The organism is Citrobacter sp. RHB36-C18 (assembly GCF_013814485.1).
GTDB classification, from domain to species: domain Bacteria; phylum Pseudomonadota; class Gammaproteobacteria; order Enterobacterales; family Enterobacteriaceae; genus Citrobacter; species Citrobacter braakii.
In genome coordinates this window covers 1,935,011-1,950,541 of record NZ_CP057125.1, presented here as the reverse complement: position 1 = coordinate 1,950,541, position 15,531 = coordinate 1,935,011, and the positions used below count along the sequence as shown (strand labels likewise).

Sequence of the window (15,531 nt, the reverse complement as noted above, 5' to 3'; positions counted from 1 at the left end):
ATGGAACACTTTCCTGCACTGAATGCTGATTGCTTCGATCAGAAGATTGCTGAACGCCTGCAGCTCCAGGAGCCGCCACGCATACTGATCCTGTATGGCTCGGTAAGAGAGCGTTCTTACAGTCGTTTCGCCGCAGAAGAAGCGGGACGCCTGCTGACGGCGATGGGAGCGGAAGTAAGACTGTTTAACCCCTCAGGTTTACCCCTGCCGGATGATGCCCCAGATACGCACCCAAAAGTCACCGAGCTGCGCGAGCTGGTCAGATGGTGTGATGGGATGGTGTGGAGTTCCCCGGAGCGGCATGGGGCAATGAGTGCGGTGATGAAGGCACAGATCGACTGGATACCCTTAAGCGAAGGGGCCGTTCGCCCTTCACAGGGAAAAACACTGGCGGTGATGCAGGTCTGCGGCGGGTCTCAATCTTTTAACGCCGTGAACCAGATGCGTATCCTTGGGCGCTGGATGAGGATGTTCACGATCCCTAACCAGTCCTCAATAGCCAAAGCCTGGCAAGAATTCGATGAGAACGGGCGAATGAAACCTTCGTCCTGGTATGATCGTATCGTCGATGTCGCCGAGGAGTTGTTTAAAATCACGCTGCTGCTCAAGGGGCAAACAAATTACCTTGCCGATCGCTACAGCGAACGAAAAGAGAGCCATCAGGAGCTTTCATCTCGCGTCAATCAGGCCAAAATATAACGGCCTTTTTTACTGAGCTCAAAAACGTCCGCTTTTTGCTGTGCGTTCAACCGCTGGATGCAACAATGTTAATTCTTTGCTGGCTGCGAACCGATAAGCCAGCTCCTTTTGGAAAATACTGTCTGAGCAATCTGTTCGTATTTTCATTAGAACCACGCAGCCAGGGAGATTGAGGATTACAGAAATAAATTTGGGAAGCCGCCCTTATCATCAGGCTCTTTGCGATACCTTTTCTTTATATTTACATATCCAAAACATCATAAAGTTAAGATTTTTTGGACGAATTAGGGTATGGTTGAAGTTCATCCACTCAAGGAAAAGCCTATGTCAGAACGTAAAGACTCTAAATCACGCCGCAACTATCTTGTCAAATGCACCTGCCCAAACTGTACCCAACAATCTGAACACAGTTTTTCAAGAGTACAAAAAGGTTCTCTTTTAATCTGTCCTCATTGCAATAAAGTATTCCAGACAAACCAAAAAGAAGCAGCCTGAATCCGTTTTAGACTCTATTTCTGGAACAGAATCAACACATCTGTATTTTAAGATTTATCAAGCTACAGATAATAGAAAACCCGCTGGCTGCGGGTTTAGTATTTTCATATTTAAAAATAAAAAATATGGTGATATCTGGGAAAAGCTATCCCCTTGCGTACGTTGCCGTACAAAGCAAGCGGTTAGACTTTTTGTGCAGTGAACCTACACGTACTCACAATCGTCAGCATACTTTCTCATGCAAAAGAGAGTTGAAATATGCTGACCGTTGCCCTGAATGCCGGATCAGTAACATTTCATCTCTACTGACCCAACAATACATCCATTGCTTCTGTCAGTATGTCTACTCAGGCTTTAGCCTTCTTCGTTATCGCATACAGACAAAAAAAGGATTTACTCTGTAATAACTACATTGCCAGCAACCGGACCTTTAGTACCATTCTCAATGGAGTAAGAGACTTTTTGCCCTTCAAACAAGGTGCGGAAATTATCGCTCTGGATAGCAGAAAAATGTACAAATAAATCTTTACTACCGTCAACAGGAGAAATAAAACCGAATCCCTTATCGGCATTAAACCATTTTACTAAACCATTCATCTTTTTTGACATTTTGTATTCCTTAATTTGGCCTTCCGGCGAACATGGTTTTATTACAGAAACTACTTAGTGCTTAGTGGGGAGACTCAAAGAAGGGATAAATATAAAACACCTGAAATGAGAACTGCTTTAGTAAACTACTTTGTATTTTGTCTGTTCTTCAAACCGACGCGACCATTAACGCACGGGCGTATATAATAATCAATGTTTATTTTAGCTATCCAGATCTCACGATTGCTGAAAAATATTTCTGGCATTATCCAGGGGTATGTGTATAGTGCAACACGTTATTAGCTTAAAGGAATTTTTTTGTCTCGTAAAATGACAGGAATTGTCAAAGCCTTTGACTGCAAGAGCGGTAAAGGCCTTATCTCCCCCTCCGATGGTCGCAAAGATGTACAGCTTCACATTTCAGCCTTAAGTCTCCGTGACTCAGAAGTACTCATCCCCGGATTACGCGTTGAGTTTTGTCGAATAAATGGTCTTCGAGGCCCCTCGGCTGCGAACGTTTATCTCTCATGACCTGTAGCCGCACCTCCTGACTTCTGGAATCATAAAAGAAAATTTCAAAACAGGGAGAGTTTCATATGTATCAGAAAATCTATCTCAACGACTGGCTGACGGGCCTTAAGAGCTCATGCTGCACGCTGATAGTACCTCTGCTTGTTTTCATCTAACCTGTTAGTTCAAGACCGGTAAGAGTTGCAATAGCGTTGGCGTATCTATGTTGTGCCCGCTTGCCTTACACCCAAGATGCCTTTAATGCACAAAGGATGAAAACCAAGGGATTTCTGATCTTGAAGGTTCGCTGAGCGAGAAGCAGGAAATTTCAGGCACAAAAAAACCACCCGTAGGTGGTTTCACGACACTGCTTATTGCTTTGATTATTCTATTCTTTCCCATGGTACCCGGAGTGGGACTTGAACCCACACAGCGCGAACGCCGAGGGATTTTAAATCCCTTGTGTCTACCGATTCCACCATCCGGGCTCGGGAAGAAATTGGAGGCGCGTTCCGGAGTCGAACCGGACTAGACGGATTTGCAATCCGCTACATAACCGCTTTGCTAACGCGCCGAAATCTTCTGGCTTTTCAGCCGACATCCGCTATTGCCGATGTCTTTAATTTGGAGCGGGAAACGAGACTCGAACTCGCGACCCCGACCTTGGCAAGGTCGTGCTCTACCAACTGAGCTATTCCCGCATCACCAAGTAACTTTGTTAATCACTTGATTTTGTTATCGTCTGGCAATCAGTGCTGCCGTTCGATGCGTTGCATTCTACTTACCTGACGCAATGAGTCAACGATATTTTTCACCACTGACGATCGTTTGCTGAAATTTGCGCCGAAACGATCACTGTTCAAGCAAATCTCCCCACGCAGCGCTCAAATACTGGAACATTGACCACAACGTCAGTATCGCGGCGACGAAGAAAAGTGCGATCCCGGCGTACTCTACCCAAATATTTGGACGCCACAGCAGCCATGCGAGCGCAGCCATTTGTGAAGTGGTTTTCACTTTGCCGATCCAGGACACCGCCACACTGCTACGTTTACCCAGTTCAGCCATCCACTCACGCAGCGCAGAGATAATAATTTCACGCGCGATCATCGTGGCGGCAGGAAGCGTTACCCACCAGCTGTGATAGTGCTCGGTCACCAGCACCATCGCGATAGCCACCAGTACCTTATCAGCGACCGGATCGAGGAAGGCGCCAAAACGCGTGCTTTGGTTCCAGCGACGCGCCAGATAGCCGTCAAACCAGTCGGTGACCGCCGCAATACAGAAGATCAGCGCACAAACGAAGGGAGCCCAGGTGAATGGCAGATAAAAAGCCAATACAAAGAATGGGATCAGGATGACGCGAAACAGCGTGAGCAACGTAGGGATATTAAATTGCATATGACGGATAACTATCTGTTGTCAGTAAAATTACCCCTATGTTGCTACAGAGGGCCTAATGTTTCAACGAGTAGAAGATCTTTTCTGCCAGAGCTTGCGAAATACCCGGCACTTTTGCAATTTCTTCAATACTCGCGTTACGAAGGCCTTGCAAACCGCCCATATATTTCAACAACATCTGCCGACGCTTCGGCCCGACACCTTCAATAGTCTCCAGCGTGCTGGTACTTTTCACCTTCGCCCGTTTTTTACGGTGCCCGCTAATTGCATGATCGTGAGATTCATCGCGGATATGCTGGATAACGTGCAATGCAGGCGAATCCGGCGGAAGGCTAAAGCCCTCACCTTCCGGCTCAAAGAACAGCGTTTCCAGGCCAGCTTTACGATCGGCCCCTTTTGCCACGCCCAACAAAAGCGGGTGCTGTTTGTCCCAGGGAACGTCCAGCTCAGCAAACACGGCTTTCGCCTGCCCCAGTTGACCTTTCCCACCGTCGATCAATATGACGTCCGGAATCTTACTTTCTTCAATCGACTTACCGTAGCGCCGACGGAGAACCTGATTCATTGCCGCATAATCATCACCCGGCGTAATACCCGTGATGTTATAGCGGCGATACTCGGCGCGCAGTGGTCCATTGGCATCGAATACCACGCAGGAGGCTACCGTCTGCTCGCCCATCGTGTGGCTGATATCAAAGCACTCCATGCGTTTCACTGCGGGTAACTTGAGTACTGATGCCAGCGCCGTCAGGCGTTGAGTAATGGTCGACTGCTGGGAAAGTTTTGTGGTTAACGCCACCGCCGCGTTGGTACGCGCCAGCTTCAGATACCGCGCGCGATCGCCTCGCGGTTTCGTCTGAACGTTGATCTTCCGCCCGGCCAGCTCAGACAAAGAGTCTGCCAGCAGGGTTTTATCGCTAAGATTAAAATCGAGCAGGATCTCACCGGGTAAGGTGCGCATCTGACTTCCCTGCAGATAAAACTGTCCGACAAAGGTTTCAACGACCTCGCCGAGTTCTGTTCCACCAGGTACTTTCGGGAAATAGCTACGACTGCCTAACACTTTACCCTGGCGAATAAACAGCACGTGCACACAGGCCATGCCAGCGTCAAACGCCACGCCGATGACATCCAGATCGTCTCCGGTATTAGAGACAAACTGTTTTTCGGTCACGCGGCGTACGGCCTGAATTTGGTCTCGAATGCGGGCAGCCTCTTCAAACTCGAGATTTTGGCTGGCCTTTTCCATCCGGGCGATCAGCTGCGTTAATACCTGATCGTCTTTCCCGGACAGGAACAGACGAACGTAATCAACCTGCTGTGCATACTCTTCCTCACTCACCAGACCCGCCACACACGGACCGAGGCAGCGGCCAATCTGATATTGCAGACAGGGCCGCGAGCGATTGCGATAAACACTATTTTCGCACTGACGAATAGGGAAGATTTTCTGCAGCAACGCCAGCGTTTCGCGTACGGCGTAGCCGTTAGGAAACGGTCCAAAGTACTCGCCTTTGGCATGCTTGGCCCCGCGATGCATTGCCAGGCGAGGATGGGTATCACCGCTGAGGAAAATAAAAGGATAGGATTTATCGTCGCGCAGCAAAACGTTATAACGCGGCTGATACAGCTTGATGTAGTTGTGCTCAAGCAATAACGCCTCGGTTTCGGTGTGCGTTACCGTGACATCAATCTGCTGTATTTGCGCGACCAGTGCTTCGGTCTTACGCGATGCAAGGTTGCTACGGAAGTAGCTGGAAAGCCTTTTTTTCAGGTCTTTCGCTTTCCCGACGTAGATGACCGTCCCGGCGTCATCATACATACGATAAACGCCGGGCTGACTGGTCACGGTTTTCAGGAACGCTTTGGCATCAAACTGATCGGTCACTGGCTTGTTAATGTCTCCGCATTACACAGGCCATGGCGAATTGCCAGGTGAGTCAGCTCAACATCGCCGTGAATGTTTAATTTACTGAACATTCGATAGCGATAGCTGTTCACCGTTTTAGGACTAAGATTCAGTTGCTCTGAAATCTCATTGACCTTCTGACCTTTGGTGATCATCAGCATAATCTGCAACTCACGTTCAGACAAACTGGCAAACGGGGTTTCCGTTTTCTCAGGCTCAATCTGGCTAAGCGCCATCTGCTGAGCGATATCGGAGGCAATATAACGTTGGCCAGAATAAACCGAACGAATCGCACTCACGACCTCCTGGGGCGCAGCCCCCTTACTGAGATAGCCCGCGGCTCCCGCCTGCATGACTTTTGCAGGTAACGGGTTTTCGGTATGGACAGTCAGCATGATCACTTTAATGTCAGCCGTTGAACGCGCAATTTTACGCGTTGCCTCAAGGCCACCAATACCGGGCATATTCATGTCCATCAGCACAACGTCAACGGAATTTGAGCGGCACCATTTTACCGCATCTTCACCGCAGCACGCCTCGCCGACAACTTTAATGCCTTTTATATCTTCAAGAATGCGTCGTATCCCTGCGCGCACCAGTTCGTGGTCATCAACAAGAAAAACGTTGATCAAAGGAATATCTCCAGAATAGGGATAACGCTACCGATAGTTAATCGGTCCTATGTTAACGGGTTTTATCTCAACTTTGAAATGTAAAAATCGCCGTCTTTCGATTTTGCTCTCGTTTTTGGAAATTAGAAGGTACGACGAGTGGAAACTTTCTGTTATGGCAACCTTTTGCCACGGTTATATCTGCATAGCTGTTTCAGAATAGTGACAAAAAATTCATATTCGTCCGTTGAATGCAAAATAGGCAGCTAAAGTTGTAACAATAATTAACGAGTAAAATACTCGAAATAAACAACAGATGGAGAAAATATATGCAGTGCAACATGTTGTTTATTTTAATGTCCGCGGCTTATGTCTGCGCAGAAAACAACCGCTGATATTTTTAGCCTCGCTTATGGTATACTCCGGCGCCTTAAGATTTGACATCGCACTTTTTCATTGAAACATAACGAGGAAAATAAATGAGTACGCCTGACTTTTCCACTGCTGAGAATAACCAGGAACTGGCCAATGAAGTCACCTGCCTGAAAGCCATGTTAACGCTGATGCTGCAGGCAATGGGCCAAGCCGATGCAGGGCGCGTGATTCTTAAAATGGAAAAACAGATCGCGCTGATTGAAGATCAATCACAGGCTGCGGTATTTTCCAGCACTGTTAAGCAAATTAAACAGGCCTACCGCCAGTAATAAGAACCCGGCTGACAGCGATGCTCTCAGCCGGGTTTGCGTCTGACACTCAGAACGATAATTTACTCAGATCAGCCCGGTTGCCGCAGCATAACAGGCGATCTGCGTTTTGTTGGGTGCATTAAATTTCTTTTGCATATTTTTCTGGTGAAAGTTAACGGTATTTTCAGAAATCGACAGAATTATCGCTATCTCTGAAGAGGTTTTCCCCTCTGCCGTCCATTTCAATATCTCTTTTTCCCGCTTGCTAAAGCGCATCTCTGGCGCCATGACCATGTCATCTTGCAGCCGCGTCAGTACCGACAAGCTTTCCCGCACCAGCAGTTGCATCCTGAGCTCTACCTCATCGTTTGCAAAGCGACTATTACGGACACTCGCACGCGATACCGATAAAAAACCCAACGCCCGATTAGGCAACATTAAGCATTGCGTCATCCCTTTACGTAAACCGTGATTGCGCGCGGCATCCCACAGGGGCTGTGCATCGCGAAATAAGGTATCGTTCCAGGGTAAATGCCCCTGACTGAAGTTTTCAGGCTTCAGCACCGGATCAATAGCGAAATAATTCTCGGACTGATAATGCGCCACCCATGCTTTGGGATAGGTCGTGTGAAGCGACGTTTTAGGTCGGGTAAAAGGTACGGGATGACGAACACAGAGCGCGTAAAAATCGAACTCTAAATGCTGCGTCTGTTGTTGTAATTCATTATAGACATCCTCTGCCGTCGCCATTTCCTGAAAGCGTAACAGCATACTCCGTCGCCAGGTGAAGAAATCATGACCCTGCATACTAAGTGGTAATACCCCTGAGATTGATAATCATCCAAACATATGAAACAAGCTAACACATAAATGTATTTTATATATGCAAATTATCGGACAAATGAACAATTACTTGAGCATTACTCAACGACGGCAGGAAGTAACAGTATTGGGAGTTAATAATAAAGCAATAATTATAAATAGTTATGCGAACAGCACTCGCCAAAAAACAATTTCGACGAGTGCTGCATGCACTATTTATTGCATCAGAAACTTTTCAAGAAACTGACGGGTTCGCGGTTGCTGCGGATGCGTGAATAAGGATTTAGCTGGCCCCTGCTCCACTATCCGTCCTTGATCCATGAATATCGCCCGATCGGCAACGTCGCGCGCAAAGCTCATTTCATGCGTCACAATCACCATGGTGCGTTTTTCCTGCGCCAGTTGGCGGATGGTATTAAGTACCTCACCAACCAGTTCAGGATCAAGCGCGGAGGTAGGCTCATCAAACAGAATCACCTCGGGGCGCATCGCTAATGCCCGGGCAATAGCCACGCGCTGCTGCTGCCCGCCGGACAAACGCCGCGGATAGCTGGTTTCTTTACCAGCTAACCCAACTTTCGCCAGCAGTTCGCGCGCACGGGCTGTCGCTTCGGCTTTCGGTTCGCCTTTAACAATCACCGGACCTTCAATAATGTTTTCCAGCACCGTGCGATGCGGGAACAAATTAAAGTTCTGGAACACAAAGCCCACGTGCTGGCGCAACTGACGAATCAGACCTTTCTGCTGAGTTAATGAACGCGCGGTATCAATGGTTATCTCACCCACCTTAATGGTGCCCGCCTCCGGTTGCTCCAGCAAATTAATGCTGCGCAGCAGCGTAGTTTTGCCCGAGCCGCTCGGCCCGATAATCGCCACAACTTCACCGGGTTTGACGTCAAGATCGATCCCATGCAGCACCGTTTGCCCATGGAATTTTTTGACCAGGTTTCTGACTTCGATAGCACTCATTTCGGCTCTCTCTCCTGGCGATTCAGTTGCTCTTCAAAATAGTTTTGCAGTGCAGAAAGCACCGTCGCCATCACCCAATAAATCAACGAGGCTGCCAGATACATCGTGAATACCTCCAGCGTACGCGAGGTAATCAACTGCGCCTGACGGAACAGTTCCGGTACCTGAATAGTCGCGGCCAGAGAGGTGTCTTTCACCAGGCTGATAAAGCTGTTACTCAGCGGTGGGAGCGCAACCCTCGCAGCCTGCGGCAGGATTGCCCGGCGCATGGTTTGCCACCGCGTCATCCCAATACTGGCACCCGCTTCCCACTGCCCTTTGTCGATGGAGGAGATTGCCGCGCGCAGCGTTTCCGCAGCGTAGGCCGCCGTATTAAGCGACAAGCCAATCATCGCCGCCGGAATAGGATCAAGCTCAATACCAAACTGCGGCAGACCGTAATAGATCATGAACAGCTGGGCAATCAACGGCGTTCCGCGAAAGATAGAGATATAAAAGCGCGCCAGCCAGCGCACAGGCAGCAGCGGCGACAGACGCATCAGCGCCAGGATAAACCCCAGCACGAGGCCAAAGAACATCCCACCGATACTCAGTTGCAGCGTAAACACTGCGCCCTTGAGCAGATACGGCAGAGAATCAATCACCAGTTGGATACTTTCATGCATTAGCGTTTTTCTACCTGGTCGTTACACGTGAGGATGGTAGGCAAACAGCGCAGGCGCCCCACCAGTATGAATAAAGAGAATTGGCCCTTCATCCTTGAAGCGTTTCTGGCTGATGCCATCAATCAGACCCGCCATCGACTTGCCGGTATACACCGGATCCAACAAAATGCCTTCCAGACGCGCCAGCAGTTTTATCGCCTCCATGCCCTCTTCGTTTGGCGTACCGTAGCCCGGCGCATAATAATCGTCCCATAACAGGATTTCCGCTGAGGCCGTCAGTTCCAGCTCCCGGGCAATATCCTGCTGCAGTGCAACAACTTTGGGCTTTTGATCCGCCACGCTGCGTGAGACGGTCACGCCGATGAGTTCGACGTCTGGCATCAATTGCTCCAGGCCCACGGCCAGTCCGGCATGGGTTCCCGCACTGCCCGAGGCCACCACTACGGAAGAGAGCGAAACGGCCCCTTCACACTGTTGGGCAATTTCCAGCGCGCTTTCCACATAGCCCAGCGCACCCAGTGCATTGGACCCCCCAACCGGGATCACATACGGGCGGAACCCTTGCGCTTCAATCCGCGTCGCCAGATCCTGCAGCTGTGCATTCGGGTCGGTCAGCGCATCGCACATTTCAATTTGCGTATTAAACAGGTCCAACAGCAGACGGTTGCCATTGGTGAGATAGTTTTCGGCAGTGGTGCCTATCGGATTTTCCAACAGCGCCACGCAGTGCAGGCCAAGCTTAGCGGCGACCGCCGCCGTCTGGCGAACGTGGTTAGACTGAATCGCACCCGCGGTTATCAGCGTATCCGCGCCTTCACGCAGCGCGTCTGCGGCCAGAAACTCCAGCTTACGCAGCTTATTGCCGCCCATAGCCATCGGCGTGACGTCATCGCGTTTAATGAAAATATCACGCCCGAGGTAATCTGAGAGGCGCGGAAGATATTCGAGTGGCGTTGGCGCGCCAATAAATTCCAGACGTGGAAAGCGCGTTAAATTATGCAGCGGCATACAGCCTCCGGTATTCGTTGTTGTGATGTTCTTTTATTATGCACGTTCAGGCGCAATGAAATAAAAAAAGGCGCTGTTAAAGGCGCCTTTTTTCATCAGATGACGATTATTTCGTCACATCTGCTCCAAACCATTTTTCAGACAGGGCTTTCAGCGAACCGTCTTTCTGCATTTCAGTAATGGCTGCATCCACCGCTTTCAGCAGATCTTCATTGCCTTTACGCAGCGCCACGCCGGACTCCTGGCGGGAGAATGCTTCACCGGTAACGGCCAGCGTATCCTTGGTTTTTTTCACCAGATCCAGCGCGGCCAGACGGTCAACCAGGATGGCGTCGATACGACCTACGCGCAGATCCTGATATTTGGTCGGGTCATCATCATAGGTACGAATATCCACGCCCTGCACGTTCTGGCGCAGCCACTCTTCATAGTTGGTTCCCAGACCCACGCCGACTTTTTTACCTTTCAGATCGGCAGCAGTCTTAATAACGCCTTCATTGCCTTTCTTCACCAGCGCCTGGATACCAGAGACCGTATACGGGGTAGAGAAATCGTATTTTTTCTTACGATCATCAGAGATAGTCACCTGGTTGATGACCACGTCAATGCGTTTGGAATCAAGAGAAGCCAGCATACCGTCCCATTTGGTCGGCTTCAGCGTGGCTTTCACCCCAAGATGCTTGGCCAGTTCCTCGGCAAACTCCACTTCGAAACCGGTCAGCTTGCCGTCATCGCCCTGAAAACTAAACGGGGGATAGGTCCCTTCCAGGCCCACCAGCAGCGTGCCGCGCTCTTTAACTTTATTTAACAGACCTTCATCTGCATAAGTCTTCACGCTCATTCCGGCGACAAGTGCAACAGCCATTACACCCATCAGAGCCTGACGTCCCAGAAGTGCTAATTTCATAGTTACCCCGAATATTGTCATTAGTGACTATCATTTATGACTACAGTGTAAAGCGTTTGCCGTGATCCACAAACACGACTCTGTTACACCTTATTCGTTTTTAATATATATCAGAACTGGCTGTCCAGGAGGATTTCTGCATATGTCCCATATGCGTATGGGCTTTAAACTGCTCATACTTACGCAAGGCGATGCGGTAATTGTTGGTGCTGGTTTCCGGTAGCCACGGGGCAAGGTTTTCGTCGAGAAACCCTTCCTGCAGCAGATCGTGAGAGATATTTTGTTCGGTCAGATGATTCCCGAGGCGACGTAGGCGCACAACGTATTCGCGTACCGTGCCGTGACTCATTTCGGTCTGCTCGAATAAAAATTGCTTGAAGCCGATAATGTCAAAAAAGTCGCTCTGCTCTTTGCAGTGCAAATCACCACAAAAACGACACAGCGCCACCCACTCTTTTTTCTCCTGTTCCCACTCTGCTTCATTCAGCAACGTGTCCAGTCGGGCGATGGCGATTTTATTCACAATTTGCCCGCGGCGAACCAGCGTGATCCTGTCGAGCAACTTAAAGCAATGGGCGCAATGCGTCTGGCTGTGTTTGAAATCTTTGAGGTAGCGGCTTAGAGGCCGTCTTTTTGATTGCTGCACCGTCATGAGAACTCCTGGTAGTCAATTCGTAATGCGGCATTGTTCAGGGGTAATGATGTACCCCTATAGCTTACCCAGCTTGGTGCGTAGACGTTTGATGGCCTGACTGTGCAACTGGCTAACCCGTGACTCCCCCACTTCCAGTACCGCGCCAATCTCTTTCAGATTCAGCTCTTCCTGGTAGTACAGCGTTAACACCAGCTTTTCGCGTTCCGGCAACGCTTCGATCGCGTCCATCACGCGCTGGCGGAGGTTACCCTCAAGTAGCTGCTGTAACGGGTTTTCCTGCTGATGTTCTTCCGTCACCAGCTCAATACTATCGCCATGCTCTTCCCGCCACTCGTCGTAGGAGAAGAGTTGGCTATTATTGGTATCAAGCAACATCTGACGATACTCTTGCACAGGAATAGCCAGACGCTCCGCCACTTCGGTTTCCGTCGCGTTACGCCCTAATTCCTGCTCCAGTTGCCCCATCGCCTGTGCCACTTCGCGAGCATTGCGCCGAACGCTACGCGGCACCCAATCCCGGCTACGTAGTTCGTCCAGCATCGCTCCACGAATACGCTGCACTGCGTAAGTGGTAAATGCCGTTCCTTGCAAAGCGTCATATCGGTCGACTGCATTCAATAACCCGATGCCGCCCGCTTGTAGCAGGTCATCCAGTTCTACGCTCGCCGGCAAACGCACCTGAAGGCGCAATGCTTCGTGACGCACCAACGGTACATAACGCTGCCACAGCGAGTGTTTATCCATTACACCTTCAGCGGTATACAGTGAATTCACGATAAACAGCCCTGCGTTAAATGAGTTATCGGCATGATTATCCGTTTCTGCAGGGGGTTCTATCGGAGGAATAAGGCTATAAAAGAAGGGTTATTTCACTTATGTAGCTGATGGCGTTATTTCGAATAAGAAATAATCAATAATAAATCAAATAGTTAGTCTGCGAGGGATGCGTTTTCACGCATCCCCGTTAAAATTATGTCAAGAGATGAATCATCGACAGGTCATCACCTGTTCTGACGGTCTCGATGTGCTTGTGGAAGTTTTCATGCACGGTAGGATTATGCTGACTTAGTGAATGGAAGCTATAGACGATATTGATCGCATCTTCCTTCTCCAGGTACGTTCTTTCGTAAGCGCTCGCGGCGATCAATATTTTGATAAAATAATACTCAACACTGATCATGTACAAGGTACGTAGTGGATCTACATTTTTTTGATTCGGGAAATTATTCTCCCAAATCTTATACAAAATGAAGTTTTTAAGATCGAATCCACTCTCACCTTGCTGTTCATAAACCTTCTGCCATGTGGACTCAAGTTTAGCGACCCCCTCCCCAACAGAGTGATTTTCTTCTTGGGTCAATGTTCTCAGGAGACACTGGATATAATAGTTGAGCACTCCATTAGCACGGCTTACCGGAAGACTGCGGAAATAATCCTGAAGCAAGAGCACTAAAGTGACCTTAACATTGTTATCCGCTGAAAATGCCGATAATTCTTCTTTTAACTCAACTGACTGAATCTGAGCCATAATCGCGTGATAAATTTGCTCAACTTCAGACAGCGCCACATTATCAATCTGATTAAACTTCTTAACGCATAAAGTAAGTTTAATAAGTGCATATAGCCCCACATTCACTTCACTCCCTGCCTGTTCCACAAGGCTCAGACAGAAAAGATTAAGCAGTTTTTGTTGCTGAGAAAATACCGGTGCAGTATAAGCATTAGGCACAATTTTACTGCTCTCATTCAGAACCATCGCATTGGGATCAGTCAGGACTAAACTCGCTACTTCCGGACACGACAGATTTAATGTTTTTCTCACATCGTTTTTGTAGATACGTTCACTTCGCGGAAATGTTTTACATGTCGTGCTTAATGCTTCGGCGCCAAGCGTTTTTTGGACCTGGCAAAGGCTGTCTTCGGTCAGATAAGGACAGTTCCCGCTAGCTTCATTAAGTTTGATTAATCCCCAGTTATCTATATCTTTTTTTAGGAGAATGATGTTCTCCTTTGCAATTCCCCTAATACTATCGTCTTTACTGGAAATATATTTTTTCACCGTTGACCTATCCAGAGTTATACGCCATGTTTTACAGCAATGATCGCGGCATTGTGTTCCAGAGCATTGGAAGGCCTTAACAAAAGCCGGTTCGGTAACGGTTATTTCTTGCATTATTCAGACTCCAGTATAGAAAAAAGGCAGCTTTCGCTGCCTTTATTGTCTCTGACTACTAAGTAACCCAATCGATGGATTAACGCAGTAAAGAGAGTACGTTTTGCGTGGTCTGGTTAGCCTGTGCCAGGACAGAAGTACCTGCCTGCTGCAGGATCTGCGCACGAGACATGTTAGACACTTCGGTCGCGTAGTCGGAGTCTTCGATACGGCTACGGGCAGAGGACAGGTTGTTGACAGTGTTACCGAGGTTGGTGATTGCAGATTCAAAACGGTTCTGAACAGCACCTAATTGACTACGGAATCCGTCAACAGTTTTCAGGGCATCGTCGATTTTTGCAAGAGGATCAACAGAAATATCCAAAGCGGATGCAGTTGTCGCAAAAGAAAGCGCGCCAGTCGTTGCGTTAACTGTTGCTTTGAAGAAGGTTGTTTCACCAGTCGCACTATTGACTACTTGCTTAGCTAATGCCGTTTTACCATTTTCAGTATATTTGATAAGGGATTCACCATCAGCAAAACTAGCAGTAGACGCTGTAATATCCTTTTTAATGGAATCTACTTTAGTGGTTGCCCCTGTTGGAGTACTTTCGGCAGTGCTATCGAAAGTAACTTTACCTGCGTTATTGTCAACTTTCGCTGCATAATATTTATTAGTTGTAGTATCTTTAGCGAAAATTGCACCGTTTGTGTCTTTATATAGTTCTAAATCAGCAACGATCGGTGTAGTAGCCTTTTTGTCATCGAAATTACCATCTTCCAAGGTAATATCCATGCTAACGACAGCTTTATCTTTTACTGTTGAAGCAACTTTAGTTACATCTAACTTATCTAAGCCTAAACTTGCCTTGTCGATTTTTTTCAGATCAATAGTAATGGTTTCACCATCTTTTGCACCAACCTGAATAGTCAACTGACCGTCCTGGTTCAGAACTTTTTTACCGTTGAAGTCGGTCTGCTCAGATACACGGTTGATTTCTGCCAGGCGCTGGTTAATTTCATCCTGAATAGAGGACAGGTCAGATTCTGAGTTTGAACCGTTAGCGGCTTGTACGGACAGTTCACGAACACGCTGCAGGTTGTTGTTGATTTCAGACAGCGCGCCTTCAGTGGTCTGGGCAACAGAGATACCGTCGTTGGCGTTACGGGAAGCCTGAGTCAGGCCTTTGATGTTAGAGGTGAAACGGTTAGCAATCGCCTGACCAGCCGCATCGTCTTTCGCGCTGTTGATACGCAGACCGGAAGACAGACGTTCGATTGCGGAGCCCAGTGCGGACTGAGATTTGTTCAGGTTGTTTTGGGTCAACAGCGACAGGCTGTTTGTATTGATGACTTGTGCCATGATCTTTTCCTTATCAATTACAACTCGATGTTATTGGGCTGTTGCCCACGGTTTCTCACCGTAACCCATGTATCGGCACCTTATTTTCGAA

At 48.4% G+C, this 15,531-nt stretch carries 17 protein-coding genes, 3 tRNA genes and 1 pseudogene; 4 read left to right on the top strand and 17 right to left on the bottom strand.

Going from position 1 to position 15,531, the window contains the following annotated elements:
• Window positions 1-699 (top strand): arsenical resistance protein ArsH, encoded by a 699-nt coding sequence (arsH, locus tag HVZ52_RS09225; RefSeq protein WP_181599164.1) that lies wholly within the window; start codon window positions 1-3, stop codon window positions 697-699.
• A 58-nt stretch (window positions 700-757) separates the two neighbouring features.
• Here the strand turns inward: arsH and HVZ52_RS22930 are convergent.
• Window positions 758-892 (bottom strand): annotated as a pseudogene (locus HVZ52_RS22930) (IS30 family transposase); the annotation flags it as partial.
• A gap of 131 nt (window positions 893-1,023) precedes the next feature.
• Here HVZ52_RS22930 and HVZ52_RS22925 point away from each other — a divergent pair.
• On the top strand, window positions 1,024-1,194 hold the full coding sequence (locus tag HVZ52_RS22925) for a YnfU family zinc-binding protein (protein WP_162835200.1): 171 nt from the start codon (window positions 1,024-1,026) through the stop codon (window positions 1,192-1,194).
• A gap of 393 nt (window positions 1,195-1,587) precedes the next feature.
• On the opposite strand, the gene cspA is transcribed toward HVZ52_RS22925, so the two are convergent.
• A complete protein-coding gene (cspA, locus tag HVZ52_RS09220) occupies window positions 1,588-1,803 on the bottom strand; it encodes an RNA chaperone/antiterminator CspA (RefSeq protein WP_016153470.1) in 216 nt (71 codons plus the stop codon).
• Window positions 1,804-2,100: 297 nt separating this feature from the next.
• Here cspA and cspH point away from each other — a divergent pair, with 297 nt between their 5' ends.
• On the top strand, window positions 2,101-2,313 hold the full coding sequence (cspH, locus tag HVZ52_RS09215; protein ID WP_049040548.1) for a cold shock-like protein CspH: 213 nt from the start codon (window positions 2,101-2,103) through the stop codon (window positions 2,311-2,313).
• Window positions 2,314-2,693: 380 nt separating this feature from the next.
• Here the strand turns inward: cspH and HVZ52_RS09210 are convergent.
• From HVZ52_RS09210 to uvrY, 6 genes are all read right to left on the bottom strand, one after another.
• Window positions 2,694-2,780 (bottom strand) — tRNA-Leu (locus HVZ52_RS09210).
• Window positions 2,781-2,792: 12 nt separating this feature from the next.
• A tRNA-Cys gene (locus tag HVZ52_RS09205) sits at window positions 2,793-2,866 on the bottom strand.
• Between the two features lie 51 nt (window positions 2,867-2,917).
• Window positions 2,918-2,993 (bottom strand) — tRNA-Gly (locus HVZ52_RS09200).
• 151 nt (window positions 2,994-3,144) lie between these two features.
• Entirely contained in the window at window positions 3,145-3,693 is a 549-nt protein-coding gene (gene pgsA, locus HVZ52_RS09195) for a CDP-diacylglycerol--glycerol-3-phosphate 3-phosphatidyltransferase (protein ID WP_016153472.1), read from the bottom strand.
• Window positions 3,694-3,748: 55 nt separating this feature from the next.
• On the bottom strand, window positions 3,749-5,581 hold the full coding sequence (gene uvrC / locus HVZ52_RS09190) for an excinuclease ABC subunit UvrC (protein ID WP_053389331.1): 1,833 nt from the start codon (window positions 5,579-5,581) through the stop codon (window positions 3,749-3,751).
• Window positions 5,578-6,234 carry a UvrY/SirA/GacA family response regulator transcription factor gene (gene uvrY, locus HVZ52_RS09185; RefSeq protein WP_006684079.1) on the bottom strand — a complete coding sequence of 219 codons (657 nt, stop codon included), beginning with the start codon at window positions 6,232-6,234 and terminating at the stop codon, window positions 5,578-5,580. The genes uvrC and uvrY overlap by 4 nt, the downstream gene beginning before the upstream one ends.
• Window positions 6,235-6,692: 458 nt before the next feature.
• Between uvrY and HVZ52_RS09180 the strand changes: the two genes are divergently transcribed.
• A complete protein-coding gene (locus HVZ52_RS09180; protein WP_016153474.1) occupies window positions 6,693-6,917 on the top strand; it encodes a DUF2594 family protein in 225 nt (74 codons plus the stop codon).
• A 66-nt stretch (window positions 6,918-6,983) separates the two neighbouring features.
• Here the strand turns inward: HVZ52_RS09180 and sdiA are convergent, their stop codons facing one another.
• The 9 genes from sdiA to HVZ52_RS09135 all read right to left on the bottom strand — a co-directional run bounded on the left by sdiA (window position 6,984) and on the right by HVZ52_RS09135 (window position 15,440).
• Window positions 6,984-7,706 carry a transcriptional regulator SdiA gene (gene sdiA / locus HVZ52_RS09175; protein WP_016156833.1) on the bottom strand — a complete coding sequence of 241 codons (723 nt, stop codon included), beginning with the start codon at window positions 7,704-7,706 and terminating at the stop codon, window positions 6,984-6,986.
• Between the two features lie 231 nt (window positions 7,707-7,937).
• Window positions 7,938-8,690 carry an L-cystine ABC transporter ATP-binding protein TcyN gene (tcyN, locus tag HVZ52_RS09170; RefSeq protein WP_003030477.1) on the bottom strand — a complete coding sequence of 251 codons (753 nt, stop codon included), beginning with the start codon at window positions 8,688-8,690 and terminating at the stop codon, window positions 7,938-7,940.
• A complete protein-coding gene (tcyL, locus tag HVZ52_RS09165; RefSeq protein ID WP_003030474.1) occupies window positions 8,687-9,355 on the bottom strand; it encodes a cystine ABC transporter permease in 669 nt (222 codons plus the stop codon). The genes tcyN and tcyL overlap by 4 nt, the downstream gene beginning before the upstream one ends.
• Before the next feature lie 21 nt (window positions 9,356-9,376).
• On the bottom strand, window positions 9,377-10,363 hold the full coding sequence (gene dcyD / locus HVZ52_RS09160) for a D-cysteine desulfhydrase (protein ID WP_181599163.1): 987 nt from the start codon (window positions 10,361-10,363) through the stop codon (window positions 9,377-9,379).
• A 106-nt stretch (window positions 10,364-10,469) separates the two neighbouring features.
• Window positions 10,470-11,270, bottom strand: coding sequence for a cystine ABC transporter substrate-binding protein (tcyJ, locus tag HVZ52_RS09155; RefSeq protein WP_181599162.1), 801 nt, complete (start codon window positions 11,268-11,270; stop codon window positions 10,470-10,472).
• Between the two features lie 100 nt (window positions 11,271-11,370).
• A complete protein-coding gene (gene fliZ / locus HVZ52_RS09150; protein WP_016153478.1) occupies window positions 11,371-11,922 on the bottom strand; it encodes a flagella biosynthesis regulatory protein FliZ in 552 nt (183 codons plus the stop codon).
• Window positions 11,923-11,979: 57 nt separating this feature from the next.
• The gene (gene fliA / locus HVZ52_RS09145) at window positions 11,980-12,699 is read right to left on the bottom strand and encodes an RNA polymerase sigma factor FliA (protein ID WP_016153479.1); all 720 of its coding nucleotides are present in this window, start codon (window positions 12,697-12,699) and stop codon (window positions 11,980-11,982) included.
• A gap of 196 nt (window positions 12,700-12,895) precedes the next feature.
• Complete coding sequence (gene fliB / locus HVZ52_RS09140) at window positions 12,896-14,098, bottom strand: flagellin lysine-N-methylase (protein WP_181599161.1); 1,203 nt, start codon at window positions 14,096-14,098, stop codon at window positions 12,896-12,898.
• A gap of 79 nt (window positions 14,099-14,177) precedes the next feature.
• Window positions 14,178-15,440, bottom strand: a complete 1,263-nt coding sequence (locus tag HVZ52_RS09135) for a FliC/FljB family flagellin (RefSeq protein ID WP_181599160.1) — start codon at window positions 15,438-15,440, stop codon at window positions 14,178-14,180.
• Window positions 15,441-15,531: the final 91 nt, after the last annotated feature.